Below are 14308 nucleotides of genomic sequence, written 5' to 3'. Positions count from 1 at the left end.
AATTGGGGACATGCGGTTAGCATGCCCCCTCCTTCCATTACTTAATATCAACGTATTTGTACTGGTAATCAGCACCAAATAATTGACGGTTGAAGTTCTCGACGTTTGGACGGATCAAGTATGCCACACCAGCTTGGTAGATAGGCATGATTGCTTGATCTTGTTCAATCAAGAGAGCTTCAGCTTCTTTGAACAAGTCGTAACGTGCATCGATGCTTGTTTCAGCAGATGCCTCATCAATCAACTTGTCATACTCAGATGACGAGTAGTTGATGTCGTTTTGTCCATTGTCTGAAGTGAAGATACCAAGGTTCGTAAGCGGATCTTGGTAGTCAGGTCCCCAAAGTGCGAATGACATTTGGTAGTCCCCTTTTGCTTCACGCTCAAGTTTGTTGTTGAAAGGTTGTTGAGCGATCTCAACCGTTACGTTCGGCAAGTTCGACTCGATTTGACCTTTCATGTACTCAGAGATTTGTTTCGATACTTCACTGTCGAACGAGAGGAGTTCGATTGTTGTTGCTTCTCCACCGGTTACTTCTTCCCAAAGTGAAGCAGCTTCTTCAGTGTTTGTTTTGAAGTATTCCACGCCTTCTGTATAATCCGTTCCGTCTTCATACTTGATGAAGTCTTTCGGGATGAATGACGTCGTTGCTACTGAACCGTTGTTCAAGAGCTGATCGATAATTCCTGATGGGTCGACTGCACGTGCGATTGCTTTACGTGCATTTACATCAGAGAAAAGTTCATCTTCATGGTTAAACTTGAAGTAACCAACTGCAGAACGAAGACCTGTGTTGTAATCTTCATCTTCTTGGAATGCTGCGACTTGTTCTGATGCGAGACCAGCATAGTCGACATCGCCCGCTTCATACAAGTTCACGACTGTAGATGTTTCTTTAACAACTTTCACATCAACTGAGTCGAGAGCAACATTTTCTGCATCCCAATATGATTCGTTTTTCGTTAAGACATAGCCTTGTTCACGATCCCATTTAGTCCATGTGAACGGTCCGTTATAAAGAAGGTTTTCAGGACCAGTCGTGAAGTCTTCACCTTTTTCTGTAGCGAATGCTTCGTTGATCGGAGTGAATGTACCGAACGAAGTAAGTGAAAGGAATGATGGGTCTGGACGCTCGAGTGTAACTTCGAGTGTCTTCTCATCGATTGCTTTTACGCCAAGCTCTTCTTTTGGTGTGTCACCAGTGTTGATTGCTTCAGCGTTTTTAACTGTGTTCATGATGTAAGCGTACTGTGAGCCTGTTGCAGGATCAACAGCTCGTTGCCAAGCGTAAACAAAGTCGTTTGCTGTGACCGGTTCCCCGTTTGACCATTCAGCATCACGAAGTTTGAACGTGTAAACCGTTTCGTCTTCGTTTACTTCTGGTTCGCCTTCAGCAAGTGCCGGGACGGCATTTCCATCTTTATCAAGACGGTAAAGACCTTCCATTGTGTTGGCGATCAAGTTGAATGCGACCGCGTCTGTAGCAAGAGCCGGATCGGCTGTTGTGATATCTGACGTATCCGTCAAACGAAGAACTTTTTCTCCGTTTGAAGAAGAACTGCCGCCATCAGAGTCTCCGCCTGTCGAACAAGCCGCGAGAACTGAACCGAGTGCCAAGATGATCGTCATCATGAGCAAAATCGATTTTTTCTTCATTGCGATTTCCCCTTTCATTTTGAAAAGCTAGCCGATCGTCGAATAAACATCTTACTTTTTCTTTAATTTTCTGAATATTTCATAAAGTATTCGACGAAAGAACGTTAGGGCTATTGTAAGAAATTTTTAATGAAACTGTCAACTATTGAATGAACCGCTATCATTCGACATCATTTTCTTACTCGCTTTATGCCCTACGTTCCTAGTATCATAGAAGAAACACGGAATGTTGACACATTTCTTTTATCGATTGAAAGGAGATTACATCGTTGAAAAAGTTTCGAAGTATATTTTTTGTTTGGGGAATTGTCACACTTCTCTATACCGTTTGGTCGATTTTTTCCTATTTCCTAAGTGAATCTTTCACGTTTCACTTAAGTGGTGGCTTATTTGTATCAGGTATACTCATCTTTGCCATCGGGATGTTCTCCCATATGAGTGCATCCGGTCTATTTGACGGAATCATGTACGGATTTAAACGCAATCGACGCGCAAGGTTGAAGGAAATTGATGCCGATTACGAAGAGGATGAGGAAGAAGATCCGGAAGATCGACAACTCCGTAAACAATCGGCTTGGAACTGGGTGTATGTCGGAGTTGGAAGTATCGCTCTCTCATTTCTCGTCGCTTTGATTTAATCTTTTCGTCACTTGAATCCTGTGCTAAACTAAATGCAGAATAAGAACACTTGGATGAAGACAAGTAATTCAATTCCCCTTTTCCTCAGAGAGTCTACGGTGCTGTGAGTAGATGAAAAGTTATTGAATGAATGGACTTCGGAGTGGCTCGCCTGAACAAAAAGTATGGCGAGACGGTTCACGCCCGTTAACGCGTTCAAGTGGCATAGTATATGCAAATTTGGGTGGCACCGCGGTTATTCGTCCCGATTTATTCGGGAGGACGACTGCGGTTTTTTATATTTTTCGGAGGTGTATTCACATGGCAACGATTTTTTCAGGAATCAAACCGACCGGCGTCGTGACGCTCGGGAACTACCTTGGCGCGATGAAACAATTCGTCGACCTACAAGACGACAACAATGCCTATTATTGTATCGTCGATTTACATTCAATTACTGTTCAACTCGACCGTGTCGAGCTCATGAACAACACGCGAAAATTAGCAGCACTTTATCTCGCGTCCGGTCTCGACCCGGAGAAAGCGACGATTTTCGTACAGTCTGAAGTAAAAGCACACGCTCAACTCGGTTGGATGTTAACTTGTATCGCCGGCATGGGCGAGCTCGGTCGTATGACGCAGTATAAAGACAAGTCGCAAGGCAGCGAGAATGTAGGCGCAGGGTTGTTCGTCTACCCGACGCTCATGGCTTCTGATATTTTGTTATACAATACGGAACTCGTTCCAGTCGGAGACGACCAAAAGCAACACATCGAACTTACTCGTGACTTGGCGGAACGCTTTAACAAACGTTATTACGAGACATTCACGATGCCGGAACCACTCATTCAAAAAGAAGGCGCACGGATCATGTCTCTCACGAATCCCGTGAAGAAGATGTCGAAATCGGATTCGAATGCCAAAGGATATATCTCGATGCTCGACGAGCCGAATGTCATCCGCAAGAAAATCAAGAGTGCCGTCACAGATTCGAGTGGTGTCATCTCATTTGATCGGGAGAATAAACCGGGGATTTCGAACTTGTTGGAAATTTACTCGCTTTCGACAGGGACCCCAATCGATGATCTCGTCAAACAATATGAGAACTCGAACTATGGGACGTTCAAACAAGATGTGGCGGAAGCGGTTGTTGCTCTACTTGAACCAATTCAAGCTCGTTATCACGAATTGCTCGACTCTCCAGAACTCGATGAAATTCTTGATGCCGGTCGTGCGAAAGCTGAAGCCGTCGCAAATAAGAATCTCGCGAAGATTGAAAAAGCGATGGGTCTCAGTCGTAAGCGCGCCAAAGTGAAAAAATAAGCTTGTTGTGACAGAACTCTCCATGTGAGAGTTCTTTTTTGTATTAAAAAATGTACATAAAAAGAGAGACAGGCGTCCCTGTCTCTCTTCGTAAGATGACTTGATTATTCTTTGCCTTCGATTGAAGCCCACTTGTAAGAGTAGTCGGCACCGAATGCGTGCTCAACGATTCCCTTAACGTAAGGTTTCGTGAGGCGAGCTGATCCACGTTGGTAAACTGGCGAGATTGCGTTCTCTTCAAGAACGATTTTCTCTGCATCTTGCAATTGCTTCCAACGCTCAGCTGGGTCTGTGCTTGCTTTCGCATCAGCAATGAGTTTATCGAACTCTTCGTTCGACCATTTACCACGGTTGTATGGTCCGTCTGTGACGAAGAGATCAACGAATGTCATTGGATCTTGATAGTCAGGGCCCCAACCAGCGAACGTAAACTCGAAGTCCCCTTTGTTTTCAAGGTCAAGTTTGTTGTTGAATGGTTGTTGCTTGATTGAAACGCTCATACCTGGAAGGTTCTTCTCAAGTTCACCTTTGATGAACTCACCGATTTGCTTCGCAGACTCTGAGTCGTAGTTGAGAAGTTCAAGTTCAACTTTGTCTGTTCCGAGCTCTTTGAGCCCTTCTTCCCAAAGTTTTTGTGCTTCTTCTACGTTGTAGCCACCGATGTCGCCATTGCCTTCACGGAAGTCTTTTCCGTCTGGACCTGTTACGAAGTCTTTTGGTACGAAGAAGTTTGCAGGGATTGAACCGTTCGCAAGAAGTGTTTCTGAGATCGCTGTTTTGTCATAAGCGCGGTCAATCGCGTTACGGATTTTTTGGTTGTCGAGTTCTTTCACTTTCGTGTTGAACTGGAGGTAGAAGATTGTTGGTTCAACGACAGTTGAGAAGTCTTCGTTGTCTTGGTATTGAGCAACGAGTTCAGAAGTCAAGCCTGTACGGTCCACGTCACCGTTTTCATACAAGTTAACACCTGTTGAAACTTCTTTAACGACTTTAACGTTGATTTCTTCAAGTTTAACTGTGTCAGCATCCCAATAGTCTTCGTTCTTGACCATCTTCCAGCCTTGCTCGCGCTCCCAGCTGTCGAGTTTGAACGGTCCGTTGTAGAGAGTCGTCTCTGCAGATGTACCGAAGTTTTCGCCTTGCTCTTTATCGAATGACTCGAGTTTTGGCATGAATACGCCGAAGCTAGTCAATCCGAGGAAGTAGTCAGCTGGTGCTGTCAATTTAACTTCAAGTGTTTGATCGTCGATTGCTTTAACGCCTACAGCATCGCGCTCGCCTTCACCTGTGTTGTACGCTTCTGCGCCTTCGATGATTGACATAACGTATGCATATTGTGATGCGTTATCTGGGTTGAGTACTTCTTTCCAAGCGTATTCGAAGTCGTTCGCTGTGACAGGCTCCCCGTTTGACCAAGTCGCGCCTTCACGGATTTTGAACGTGTACGTTTTCCCGTCCTCTGAAACTTTGTGGTCTTCAGCCATACCCGGAGTCGGGTTGTCTTCTTTGTCCATACGGTAGAGACCTTCGTTAACGTTGTTTAAGACGTTGAACGATACAGCATCTGTTGCGAGTGTCGGGTTAAGTGAAGGAATATCTGAACCGTCGAGCAAGTTGAGGACTTGCGCTTCGTCTGCAGAACCTTCCGAACCTGATCCATTTGAAGACCCTGTTTCTTCTTCCCCTGTCGAACATGCAGCTAGGAATGCACTAGATAGAAGTGTAACCGATGATGCTAAAGCAAAACCTTTTTTCTTATTCATTGCGATGACCCCCTGATTTTTTCGTTTTAACGAAGTGAATGATGGTAGAAAATTCAGTCATTTCTTCTGACAGTATTTGTTACCAAAATCCCGTTGATGCAATAATACAATATTCTGATAATTTTGCAAAGTGTTTATTTTGATTTTTCTAAAAAATTTTATCTATAGTCAAAAAGCCCGCCTACAGTGGCGGGCTTTTAGCTCAATTTTCGTATTTTTTCGCAAAGGTTAGGACATATGAAGGACCGATGACCGGAAAACCGATATGGTCATAACCTTTCTCGATCACATAAGAACGTCCAGCTTGATAGATTGGCATAACAACAGCCTCTTCTAACAGCTGTGCCTCCGCTTCTCGGAAAATCTCATTTCGTTCTTCCAACCGATCTGTTGAGCGAGCCTGATCCATCAATTGATCATACGATTCGCTGGCATATCGACTCGAATTGAGGACATCGTTTGTTTCAAATTGAGTCAAATAGGCGGATAACATCGGATAGTCCGGTTGCCAGCCTGATAGAGAAAACGCATAATCCCCTGAGACTTCTTTCCTAACTTTTTCTCCTAAGGGGAGCTCGATAATGTTAACGGTCAAACCATCCAACTGTTCCAAATTCTTCTTTAATTTTGCGGAGATTTGACGCGCTTCGTCATCGACAAAGCTGAGCAGCTCGATTTCGAGTTCATCTTTCTTCAGCCGTTTCTTCACGGTGTCAAACAATTGGTCTGCGTTTCCTTCTAATTGTGCGATCGAATCCTCTTGGGCGATGACGAGTAATCGTTCTGTCGTCTGTTCCGCTCGCGCGAGTGAATCCTCGATTTCCGACCGCTTAAGCGTCAATGCGATGGCTTGTCGGAACGCTACATCATTAAACGGGGCTTTTTTTACATTCGGCTTTAAATAAAAGACTCCACTTCGTGGAACGTCCTGTACGTTCAAAATTTCCTCATCAATCGTGGAAACGTCAAAATCGTATGGGACGGGTTGCATCCCTGTCGCTTCCGTCAAGTTCGCTTCACTATTAATGGTAATCGTTTCAAGTGTCACCTGTTCAGCTTCTCGGTACGTTTCATTTTTATGTAACGAGATGGTCGTATCTCCGATTGCCTTGATTTTAAATGGACCGTTCGTCTCTAGTTCTTCCCATGCTTCCACATTTGGTTGAGGTAAAAATGCGGGCATCGCCAAAATCTGTTCGAACCCTTCCATCGGACGGACAAGAGTCAACTCGAGCGTCCGGTCATCGATTGCCTTGACCCCTAGCGTATCCGGTTCTTGTTGGCCAAGTCCGATTTCTTTTGCGGATTGAACATCTGCTAGTAAGAAGCTGAACGGTGAATTCGAATCAACGTCCACGAGTTTTTGGAAGTGATCGACGAATGTTTGCGCGTCAATCGCATTCCCTTCTGTCGTCACACTCTCTTTTAATGTGAATGTATAGACCGTTCCATCTTCGGATCGCTCTAACTTCTCAACGAGCGCTGGTTCGATGGACCCGTCTGCTCCGAATCGATATAGGCCTTCATAGAGATGGGACAGGATTGTTTGAGATGACGGATCGATTGCTAGCATGACATCCGGCTGAGTCGGAAGCGACTCTCCGTAAATCGTCAATTGTTGTTCTTCGACTGGCACTAGTTCGCGTGACTGCTCTCGTTGTTCGTTCCAAATAAATAAAAAAAGGATAAGGACTGAACCTAACAAGGCGGCCACGATGAATGATTTCTTTTTCATTCGTTGCACTCCTTTCTGTTAGACCAACCCTTATACCCTAACCTTTTTTGAGTGATTTTTCTACCGTCAGTTCGTCACTTTTGCAAATGCGAGTGTCGCATTGTGGCCCCCGAAGCCGAGTGAGTTACTGAGTGCATAACGAATGTCAAGTTCCCGATTTCCTTCACGTACATAATCCAAATCACAATCTGCTGCTGGTGATTCGCAGTTAATCGTTGGATGAATCTTGCCTTCGTGAATCGATAATGCTGTGATGACGGCCTCGACGCCACCTGCACCACCAAGAAGGTGACCGATCATCGATTTTGACGAGTTGACGGCGAGCTTATCAGCGTGTTCCCCGAACACACGACGAATCGCTTTCGTCTCGAGCATATCGTTGAGTGGTGTACTCGTTCCGTGCGCGTTAATGTATTGAACATCTTCTGGCGTGATTCCGGCGTCTCGAATCGCCTCACTCATCGCTTTCGAACCGCCCTCAGCTTCAGGGGATGGTGCTGTGATATGGTAAGCATCCGAACTCATCCCATATCCAACAACTTCAGCGTACATTTTCGCACCACGTGCTTTTGCATGTTCATACTCCTCTAAGACGAGCACCCCGGCTCCTTCACCCATGACGAATCCGTCACGGTTTTCATCGAACGGACGGCACGCCGTGTTCGGGTCTGGATTCGTTGAAAGGGCTTTGTTTGAACAAAAACCTGCGAACGAGAGTGGTGTGATTGGCGCTTCCGCTCCACCTGCGAACATGGCGATCGCATCTCCACGTTGAATGACACGGAACGCTTCCCCAATGGAGTTCGTCCCTGACGCACAAGCCGTCACGGAACAGTTGCTCGGTCCTTTTGCTCCAAGATAGATGGATACTTGTCCGCTCGCCATGTTCGGAATCATCATCGGAATGAAGAACGGGCTGACGCGACGTGGTCCACGGTCATGAAGGATGGCCGACTGTTTGTCAATCGTCTCGACGCCACCAATCCCGCTCCCGATCCAAATCCCGACATCGTCCGCGATGGCTTTCACGTCGAGTCCGCTGTCCTTATGGGCAGCGTCTGCCGCAAGTAAAGAATATTGGATGAAGGAGTCCATCTTACGTGCTTCCTTCGGTTCGACTAAATGATCGATGTTCCATTCCTTCACTTCCGCACCGACCTTGGCCGGATATTGACTGATGTCGATCTTCGTCAACGTATCAATGGCGTTTTCCCCTTTTAAAAGACGGTCCCACATTGTTGAGACATCGTTTCCTAATGGTGATACGACTCCTAATCCTGTCACTACTACTCGTTTCATAAATGATTCCCCTCCGTAATGGTTGCGTGATTCCATGTCAGACAGCTAGCCCCCCAGGTGAGTCCGGCACCAAACCCTGCGATGACGACCGTTTGTCCATCTTGGATTTTGCCAGACTTGACCGCTTCGGCCAAAGCGAGTGGAATGGAAGCTGCTGATGTATTCGCATGGTCTTGAATGGTCATGACCACTTTCTCTTCTTCTAAGTGTAACCGTTCCATCGCAGCGTCGATGATTCGACGGTTCGCCTGGTGTGGAACGAGGACGTCAAGATCTTCCAACGTCTTGTCTGCTTTGTCTAGCGCTTCAAGCACGATTTCGGGCATCTTCCGAACGGCAAACTTGAAGACTTCGCGACCGTTCATGACGATTTTACCTTCTTCATTCTCATACAGATGTTTTCCACCTGTCCCGTCACTTCCGAGCACAAGTGAGTCAATTGAAGCGATCTCGTCTTCCCCGAGCACGACAGCCCCTGCTCCGTCCCCGAAGAGGACAGCAGTCGATCGGTCATCCCAATCAATTAGACTTCCCATCTTCTCTGCGCCAATGACGAGCGTCTTTTTCAATCCTTTTGAATCCATGAGACTCTTCGCCGTGTCCATCGCGAAGATGAAACCGCTACATGCCGCGCTCACATCGAAGGCGACAGCGGCTTTCGCTCCGAGATTCGCCTGCACCACACATGCGGTTGCCGGGAAGGCTGGTGCTGTAGCCGTCGCACAGACGATCGCTTCAATCTCATCGATTGCGACGCCCGCGCTCTGTAACGCCCGTTCAGCGGCACGTGTCGCCATATCCGCGACCGTCACATCACCCTCAGCCAAATGACGTGCCTCGATGCCTGTACGTGTACGAATCCACTCATCGCTCGTATCCATTCGTTTTTCTAAATCGATATTTGTCACCCGATTGTCCGGTAAGAACGACCCGATGCCGATGATTCCAATATTCATATCGTCGACCCCTATTCTTAGTATCTGGTACTAATATAAGGGAATAAAAAGAGGATGTCAATGCATCCTCCTCGTGTAGACTGGATTAAGCTTGTTCTAAACGCTTCGTGACAGCCATGACCATCTTCGCAGAATTGATCGATGCTGTCTCCAAGAACTCATCAAACGACAGATTCGCTTCTTCGTCCGCACTGTCTGAAATCGAGCGTGTGACGACGAACGGGACACCAAACTGATAGCACGTTTGGGCGATCGGAGCAGCCTCCATTTCGACGGCTGCGACGCCATTGAAATGACCGAGGATGTCCGCCACGCGTTTCGAATCGTTGATGAACGAATCTCCTGTCACGATCAATCCCTGGTGCACGTTCACGTCCGGCAAGTTTTCAATGACATCTTTACAGACGCTGACGAGCTTGGCATCCGCCTCATACGCCGGCGGCATGCCTGGTACTTGTCCATATTCATATCCGAATGCCGTCACGTCGACATCGTGATGACGAACTTCCGTCGAGACGACGACGTCTCCGACTTTCATTCCCTTTTTAAAACCGCCGGCAGAACCCGTATTGATGACGACGTCCGGTTTGAACTTATCAATCAAAAGTGTCGTGCCGATGGCTGCATTGACCTTCCCGATGCCTGACTTCAAGATGACAACTTGCATGTTTCCAAGATAGCCCTCATAAAAATGATAGTTCGCGATTTCAGTGTCTACTCGTTCTGTCAACTCGTTCCGAAGTAAATTCACTTCTTCTTCCATCGCGCCGATGATGCCTACTTTCATTCCGTTTCCTCCTCAGAAAGAGAGCGACTTCCGAATAGGAGGTCGCTCAACAATTTATTTGATTTCTTTAATTTCGACGACCATGTCGCCACCTGGTGTTTGCACCGTGACCACATCACCAATCGTACGACCAAGAAGTGCCTTGGCGATCGGTGATTCGTTCGAGATTTTCCCTGTGAACGGGTCTGCCTCAGCTCCACCAACGATTGTATACGTCTCGTCTTCATTATCTTCTTGGATGAAGAACGTTACCGTCTTCCCGATTGAGACAACCGAGTTATCGCCTGCATCATCTTGAATGATGACCGCGTTACGGAGCATCTCTTCTAATTGTGCGATGCGTCCTTCGACCATCGCTTGTTCTTCTTTCGCCGCGTCATATTCCGCGTTCTCTGACAAGTCACCGAAGTCACGAGCAATCTTAATATTTTCAACGACTTCTTTACGGCGGACCGTCTTCAGTTCGTTTAATTCATGTTCGATTTTCGCTTTTCCGTCTAACGTCATATAGTGTTGTTTTTCAGCCATTTCTGTCACTCCTTCATTGTCTCCTAGTATATTACAGCTAGGGTTGAATTGAAAACGATTTATTTCCTCAAGCGCGATTGCGCTCAGTGAGCACCCAACGGATTTTTGTCACGAGTAAATCGATTGCAACAAAGTTTTCTCCGCCTTCAGGAACGATGATGTCTGCATAACGCTTCGTCGGTTCACAGAACTGCAAATGCATCGGGCGGACGACATTCGTGTACTGCGCCACGACCGAGTCGATTGAACGTCCACGTTCATTGATATCACGCTGCATGCGACGCAAGATTCGAACATCCGCATCTGTATCCACGAACACTTTAATATCCATCAATTCACGCAAACGTGCATCCTCGAGTGCCAAGATTCCTTCGACGATGACGACATCGACGGGCTCGATCAAGATGGTTTCACTTGAACGCGTGTGAGCCGCATAGTCATAGACCGGCTTCTCAATCGCCTGATGTTGTTGTAACTGTTGGATATGTTCAATCAACAAATCGTTATCAAAGGCGAAGGGGTGGTCGTAGTTCGTCTTGTACCGCTCCTCCATGGTCATCTCTGATTGATCCTTATAGTACGCGTCTTGCTCGATCATGACGACCGATTGACCTTGAAACGCATCGACGAGCGCGCGGGCCACGGTCGTTTTTCCTGATCCGGTACCCCCGGCCACGCCAATAATGACGGGTTTATGTTGCATCAAAGTTAAGTCCTCCTCATCGTAATTTACGACTGATTGCTAGGCCATCACCAAGGGGCAAAATTGCAGTATGATAATCGGTCCGTGCCATCAATTGCTCAGTAAACTGCTTCACGAGACGAACAAGCCGACGTCGGCGTCGGTCTAAAACCGACACGTCCTCTAGCAAGACGTCCCCTCGTAAAAACAAATTATCGCTGTAAATCGTACCACCAATTGGTACTAAAGCGCCATACCCATCAAAAAATTTTTGATATTGTCCTTTTGCCGCATCAATAAACACGGCATCGAATTCACCTTCAATCGATCCAATCAATTCGACGGCATCACCGTGAATGAGCGTAATCCGATCGCGCACGTCCGATCGATTGATGAATCCCGTCGCTTCTTCAAAACGACGAGCATTTCGCTCGATTGTGACGATTTCTGCATCGGGTAACAACTCCGCCATGCGAATGGCACTATAGCCGATGGCCGTCCCCACTTCGAGAATTCGGGTCGGCCGTTGCATCGCCAATAAGGAGAGCAATACTTCCGAACCCGTCAAATCCATGATTGGGACGTGATGGACACGCGCGAACGCCTCCATCTCCGTCAATAGCGGGGAGCGGTCATTGATCAGTTTTTCTACATATCCCTCATAGGATGCATGGTCCACTCGTTCCACCTCTTAACTCTCTTCATTCAAACGACCGGAAGCATCCGCTTCCGGTCGTCCCATCAATTACTGTTTGCTTCTTCAAACGCTTCCCATTCGGAACGGTACTTATTGACGTTTTGTTGGTGATCCTCATAGTCGACCTCGAACAAGACTTCCCCGTTCGGGAACCCTTCACGTGGAGGGCGCGCGTAGAAGTAAATGTTCTCCGTATCGTTCGGGTTGAGCACCGCCTCAAATGCGTCACGGCTCACGGCCGCAATCGGTCCGATCGGAATGCCTTCATAACGATACGTGTTATATAGAGAGTCGTTCTCTAAGTCCGCGAATGAAGTGAAAATCGATGTTTCCCCCGTTCCGTACCAGACGGTCGGGTCAGATTGTAACTTCATTCCGTCATTTAAGCGATTCTCAAACACACCGGCAATCTCTTTGCGGTCTTCCGTTGACACCGCCTCTTTCTCGACAACGGATGCGAGCGCGAGCGTCTCATGGAACGTACGTCCTGAATCGGCTAAACGATCTTTGTATTCTTGATACATACTTTCGGTTGGCAGTAACATCTCATCGATGATTTCATTGAGCGTTACGCCTTTATTGAATTCATATGTGGCTGGGAACAGGTATCCTTCAAGCGGATGATAGATGCCTTCCTGCAAGACTTCATCCGTCAACATTTCATGCTCGTTTACGAGAGATTGAATGTATTCACGGTCGCTCAACTGCTCAGAAATCTCTTCTTTCGGGATTTCGGCCACTTTCGCAAGTCGCGCAATCACCTGGTCAATCGTGAATCCTTCTGGAATGACGAGCTTAATATCAGGGACCACAATGACTTTACCTGTTTGCAACGTTTCAATCAATTCATCGATTGATTGTGACGGAGATAACGTATACGTCCCCGCCTGGAACGACGATTCGTTCTTAAAGCGTGTATAGAAACGGAAAATCGTGCTACTCCTTACAAGCCCATTCTCTTCTAGTAATTCACCAATGTATCCCGAACCGGCACCGAGCGGGACTTCAATCTCGACCGTTTCAGTCGAAGTTGGGTCAATCGGTTCGATGGAACGCTTCACAAAGACATATGCGAGCGCCGACCCTGTGGCAATGACGAGAAGGAAGATGGCCAGGATGACAACCGTGATACGACGGACGATCCGGTTGCGGGCACGTTTCTCATCTGACATAGATGGATGATTCATGCATTTCTCCCCTGTTCTTTTTATAAAGAGAGGCGACGAGGGACATTCCCTAGCCGCCCGTCCTCTATTTAGTCTAGACCGACTTCGTCATTGACGATGTCGAATGCTTCCATGACCTCTTCGAAGTCTTCATCGTCTTCGACGAGCTTCAAGATGAATTCGCCATCTTCAAGTTCTTCAATTTCAAATGCGTATACTTCAATCGTATCTTCGTCTTCTGTCTCTGGTGCGCCTACCGGTTCAAGTACGACAAATGTCTTTTTCGAACGGTCGCTCGTCATACGGAAAATTTCTGCAAATAAATGTTCGTCTCCATTTTCATCTGGAATACGGTACATTTCTTCTTCACGACGGATTTCTGCCATGAGAGATTCCTCCTTATTTCCCGGAACGATCCAGGTAGTTTTGTAAAATCATCACGGCCGCCATTTTGTCGATGACCGCTTTTCTCTTTTTGCGGCTGACATCTGCTGAAATGAGCATCCGTTCCGCTTGCATCGTCGTTAATCGTTCATCCACCAACACGCAAGGTAAACCCGTCTGTTCTGTGAACGCCTCGGCAAATGCCTCGGACGCCTCACCGCGCGGGCCGACTGTCCCATTCATGTTTTTCGGGTGACCGACGACGACTTCTTTCACATCGTACTGCTCGATGAACGGACGAAGGAGACGGACGGCTTCGTCAAAGTCAGGTTCGGTCCAGTAGACCGTCTCCACACCTTGCGCCGTCCATCCCATCAGGTCACTCACCGCGACACCAATCGTCTTCGATCCGACATCGAGTCCCATGACTCGCTTCATATTAATCCTCTCTACGATCGTTCAAATACGATTTGACCAACTCTTCGAGAAGTTCATCCCGTTCAATTTTGCGAATCAAGTTTCGCGCATCATTATGACGTGGAATGTAGGCAGGGTCACCTGACAGTAAGTATCCCACGATTTGATTGATCGGTTGATAACCTTTTTCCTCGAGTGCTTGATATACCGTAATCAGCGTCTCACGTGTGTTAGCACGTTGATCATCTTCTGGAAAATTGAATTGCATCGTGCGATCCATTTGGCTCACAAGAATC

Annotated in this window: 15 protein-coding genes and 1 other annotated feature; of the genes, 2 read left to right on the top strand and 13 right to left on the bottom strand. The window is 47.0% G+C overall.

The window, feature by feature from the left end:
• Nucleotides 1-37 precede the first annotated feature (37 nt).
• Nucleotides 38-1657: a peptide ABC transporter substrate-binding protein gene (locus tag KNO68_RS01625; RefSeq protein WP_078146601.1), complete on the bottom strand. Its 1620-nt coding sequence runs from the start codon at nucleotides 1655-1657 to the stop codon at nucleotides 38-40.
• Nucleotides 1658-1926: 269 nt separating this feature from the next.
• Here KNO68_RS01625 and KNO68_RS01620 point away from each other — a divergent pair, with 269 nt between their 5' ends.
• Together KNO68_RS01620 and trpS are read left to right on the top strand one after the other, a co-directional pair.
• Nucleotides 1927-2295: a DUF3899 domain-containing protein gene (locus KNO68_RS01620; RefSeq protein ID WP_078146600.1), complete on the top strand. Its 369-nt coding sequence runs from the start codon at nucleotides 1927-1929 to the stop codon at nucleotides 2293-2295.
• Nucleotides 2296-2337: 42 nt separating this feature from the next.
• Nucleotides 2338-2546: a binding site (T-box leader), on the top strand.
• Nucleotides 2547-2596: 50 nt separating this feature from the next.
• Nucleotides 2597-3598 (top strand): tryptophan--tRNA ligase, encoded by a 1002-nt coding sequence (trpS, locus tag KNO68_RS01615; RefSeq protein WP_214684582.1) that lies wholly within the window; start codon nucleotides 2597-2599, stop codon nucleotides 3596-3598.
• A gap of 104 nt (nucleotides 3599-3702) precedes the next feature.
• On the opposite strand, the gene KNO68_RS01610 is transcribed toward trpS, so the two are convergent.
• The 12 genes from KNO68_RS01610 to KNO68_RS01555 form a co-directional block, all read right to left on the bottom strand.
• Nucleotides 3703-5361 carry a peptide ABC transporter substrate-binding protein gene (locus tag KNO68_RS01610; protein ID WP_214684583.1) on the bottom strand — a complete coding sequence of 553 codons (1659 nt, stop codon included), beginning with the start codon at nucleotides 5359-5361 and terminating at the stop codon, nucleotides 3703-3705.
• A gap of 202 nt (nucleotides 5362-5563) precedes the next feature.
• Complete coding sequence (locus tag KNO68_RS01605; protein WP_215111973.1) at nucleotides 5564-7096, bottom strand: peptide ABC transporter substrate-binding protein; 1533 nt, start codon at nucleotides 7094-7096, stop codon at nucleotides 5564-5566.
• A 66-nt stretch (nucleotides 7097-7162) separates the two neighbouring features.
• On the bottom strand, nucleotides 7163-8395 hold the full coding sequence (gene fabF, locus KNO68_RS01600) for a beta-ketoacyl-ACP synthase II (protein ID WP_215111972.1): 1233 nt from the start codon (nucleotides 8393-8395) through the stop codon (nucleotides 7163-7165).
• Nucleotides 8392-9351, bottom strand: coding sequence for a beta-ketoacyl-ACP synthase III (locus tag KNO68_RS01595; protein ID WP_214684586.1), 960 nt, complete (start codon nucleotides 9349-9351; stop codon nucleotides 8392-8394). Before KNO68_RS01595 ends, fabF begins: the two co-directional genes overlap by 4 nt.
• An 85-nt stretch (nucleotides 9352-9436) precedes the next feature.
• The gene (mtnN, locus tag KNO68_RS01590) at nucleotides 9437-10138 is read right to left on the bottom strand and encodes a 5'-methylthioadenosine/S-adenosylhomocysteine nucleosidase (protein ID WP_215111971.1); all 702 of its coding nucleotides are present in this window, start codon (nucleotides 10136-10138) and stop codon (nucleotides 9437-9439) included.
• A gap of 54 nt (nucleotides 10139-10192) precedes the next feature.
• Nucleotides 10193-10666, bottom strand: a complete 474-nt coding sequence (gene greA / locus KNO68_RS01585) for a transcription elongation factor GreA (RefSeq protein WP_015881202.1) — start codon at nucleotides 10664-10666, stop codon at nucleotides 10193-10195.
• A gap of 67 nt (nucleotides 10667-10733) precedes the next feature.
• Complete coding sequence (udk, locus tag KNO68_RS01580; RefSeq protein WP_031421468.1) at nucleotides 10734-11369, bottom strand: uridine kinase; 636 nt, start codon at nucleotides 11367-11369, stop codon at nucleotides 10734-10736.
• Nucleotides 11370-11385: 16 nt separating this feature from the next.
• Nucleotides 11386-12027 (bottom strand): O-methyltransferase, encoded by a 642-nt coding sequence (locus KNO68_RS01575; protein WP_015881200.1) that lies wholly within the window; start codon nucleotides 12025-12027, stop codon nucleotides 11386-11388.
• 62 nt (nucleotides 12028-12089) lie between these two features.
• A complete protein-coding gene (gene mltG / locus KNO68_RS01570) occupies nucleotides 12090-13232 on the bottom strand; it encodes an endolytic transglycosylase MltG (protein WP_215111970.1) in 1143 nt (380 codons plus the stop codon).
• Between the two features lie 68 nt (nucleotides 13233-13300).
• A complete protein-coding gene (locus tag KNO68_RS01565; protein WP_078146594.1) occupies nucleotides 13301-13597 on the bottom strand; it encodes a DUF1292 domain-containing protein in 297 nt (98 codons plus the stop codon).
• Between the two features lie 13 nt (nucleotides 13598-13610).
• Entirely contained in the window at nucleotides 13611-14033 is a 423-nt protein-coding gene (gene ruvX / locus KNO68_RS01560) for a Holliday junction resolvase RuvX (protein WP_015881197.1), read from the bottom strand.
• 1 nt (nucleotide 14034) lies between these two features.
• A complete protein-coding gene (locus tag KNO68_RS01555) occupies nucleotides 14035-14301 on the bottom strand; it encodes an IreB family regulatory phosphoprotein (protein ID WP_015881196.1) in 267 nt (88 codons plus the stop codon).
• Between the last annotated feature and the right edge of the window lie 7 nt (nucleotides 14302-14308).

It is taken from the genome of Exiguobacterium sp. s75, from assembly GCF_018617145.1.
In the GTDB taxonomy this organism is placed as follows: domain Bacteria; phylum Bacillota; class Bacilli; order Exiguobacteriales; family Exiguobacteriaceae; genus Exiguobacterium; species Exiguobacterium profundum.
This window is presented reverse-complemented; position numbering and strand designations above follow the sequence as displayed.

Bases quoted from the DNA above. Each gene is read 5' to 3' on its own strand.
- ruvX (WP_015881197.1), bottom strand. From the start codon at position 14,033: ATGAAGCGAGTCATGGGACTCGATGTCGGATCGAAGACGATTGGTGTC.
- KNO68_RS01565 (WP_078146594.1), bottom strand. From the start codon at position 13,597: ATGGCAGAAATCCGTCGTGAAGAAGAAATGTACCGTATTCCAGATGAA.
- KNO68_RS01595 (WP_214684586.1), bottom strand. From the start codon at position 9,351: ATGAATATTGGAATCATCGGCATCGGGTCGTTCTTACCGGACAATCGG.
- greA (WP_015881202.1), bottom strand. From the start codon at position 10,666: ATGGCTGAAAAACAACACTATATGACGTTAGACGGAAAAGCGAAAATC.
- KNO68_RS01625 (WP_078146601.1), bottom strand. From the start codon at position 1,657: ATGAAGAAAAAATCGATTTTGCTCATGATGACGATCATCTTGGCACTC.
- mtnN (WP_215111971.1), bottom strand. From the start codon at position 10,138: ATGAAAGTAGGCATCATCGGCGCGATGGAAGAAGAAGTGAATTTACTT.
- trpS (WP_214684582.1), top strand. From the start codon at position 2,597: ATGGCAACGATTTTTTCAGGAATCAAACCGACCGGCGTCGTGACGCTC.
- fabF (WP_215111972.1), bottom strand. From the start codon at position 8,395: ATGAAACGAGTAGTAGTGACAGGATTAGGAGTCGTATCACCATTAGGA.
- udk (WP_031421468.1), bottom strand. From the start codon at position 11,369: ATGCAACATAAACCCGTCATTATTGGCGTGGCCGGGGGTACCGGATCA.
- KNO68_RS01605 (WP_215111973.1), bottom strand. From the start codon at position 7,096: ATGAAAAAGAAATCATTCATCGTGGCCGCCTTGTTAGGTTCAGTCCTT.
- KNO68_RS01610 (WP_214684583.1), bottom strand. From the start codon at position 5,361: ATGAATAAGAAAAAAGGTTTTGCTTTAGCATCATCGGTTACACTTCTA.
- mltG (WP_215111970.1), bottom strand. From the start codon at position 13,232: ATGAATCATCCATCTATGTCAGATGAGAAACGTGCCCGCAACCGGATC.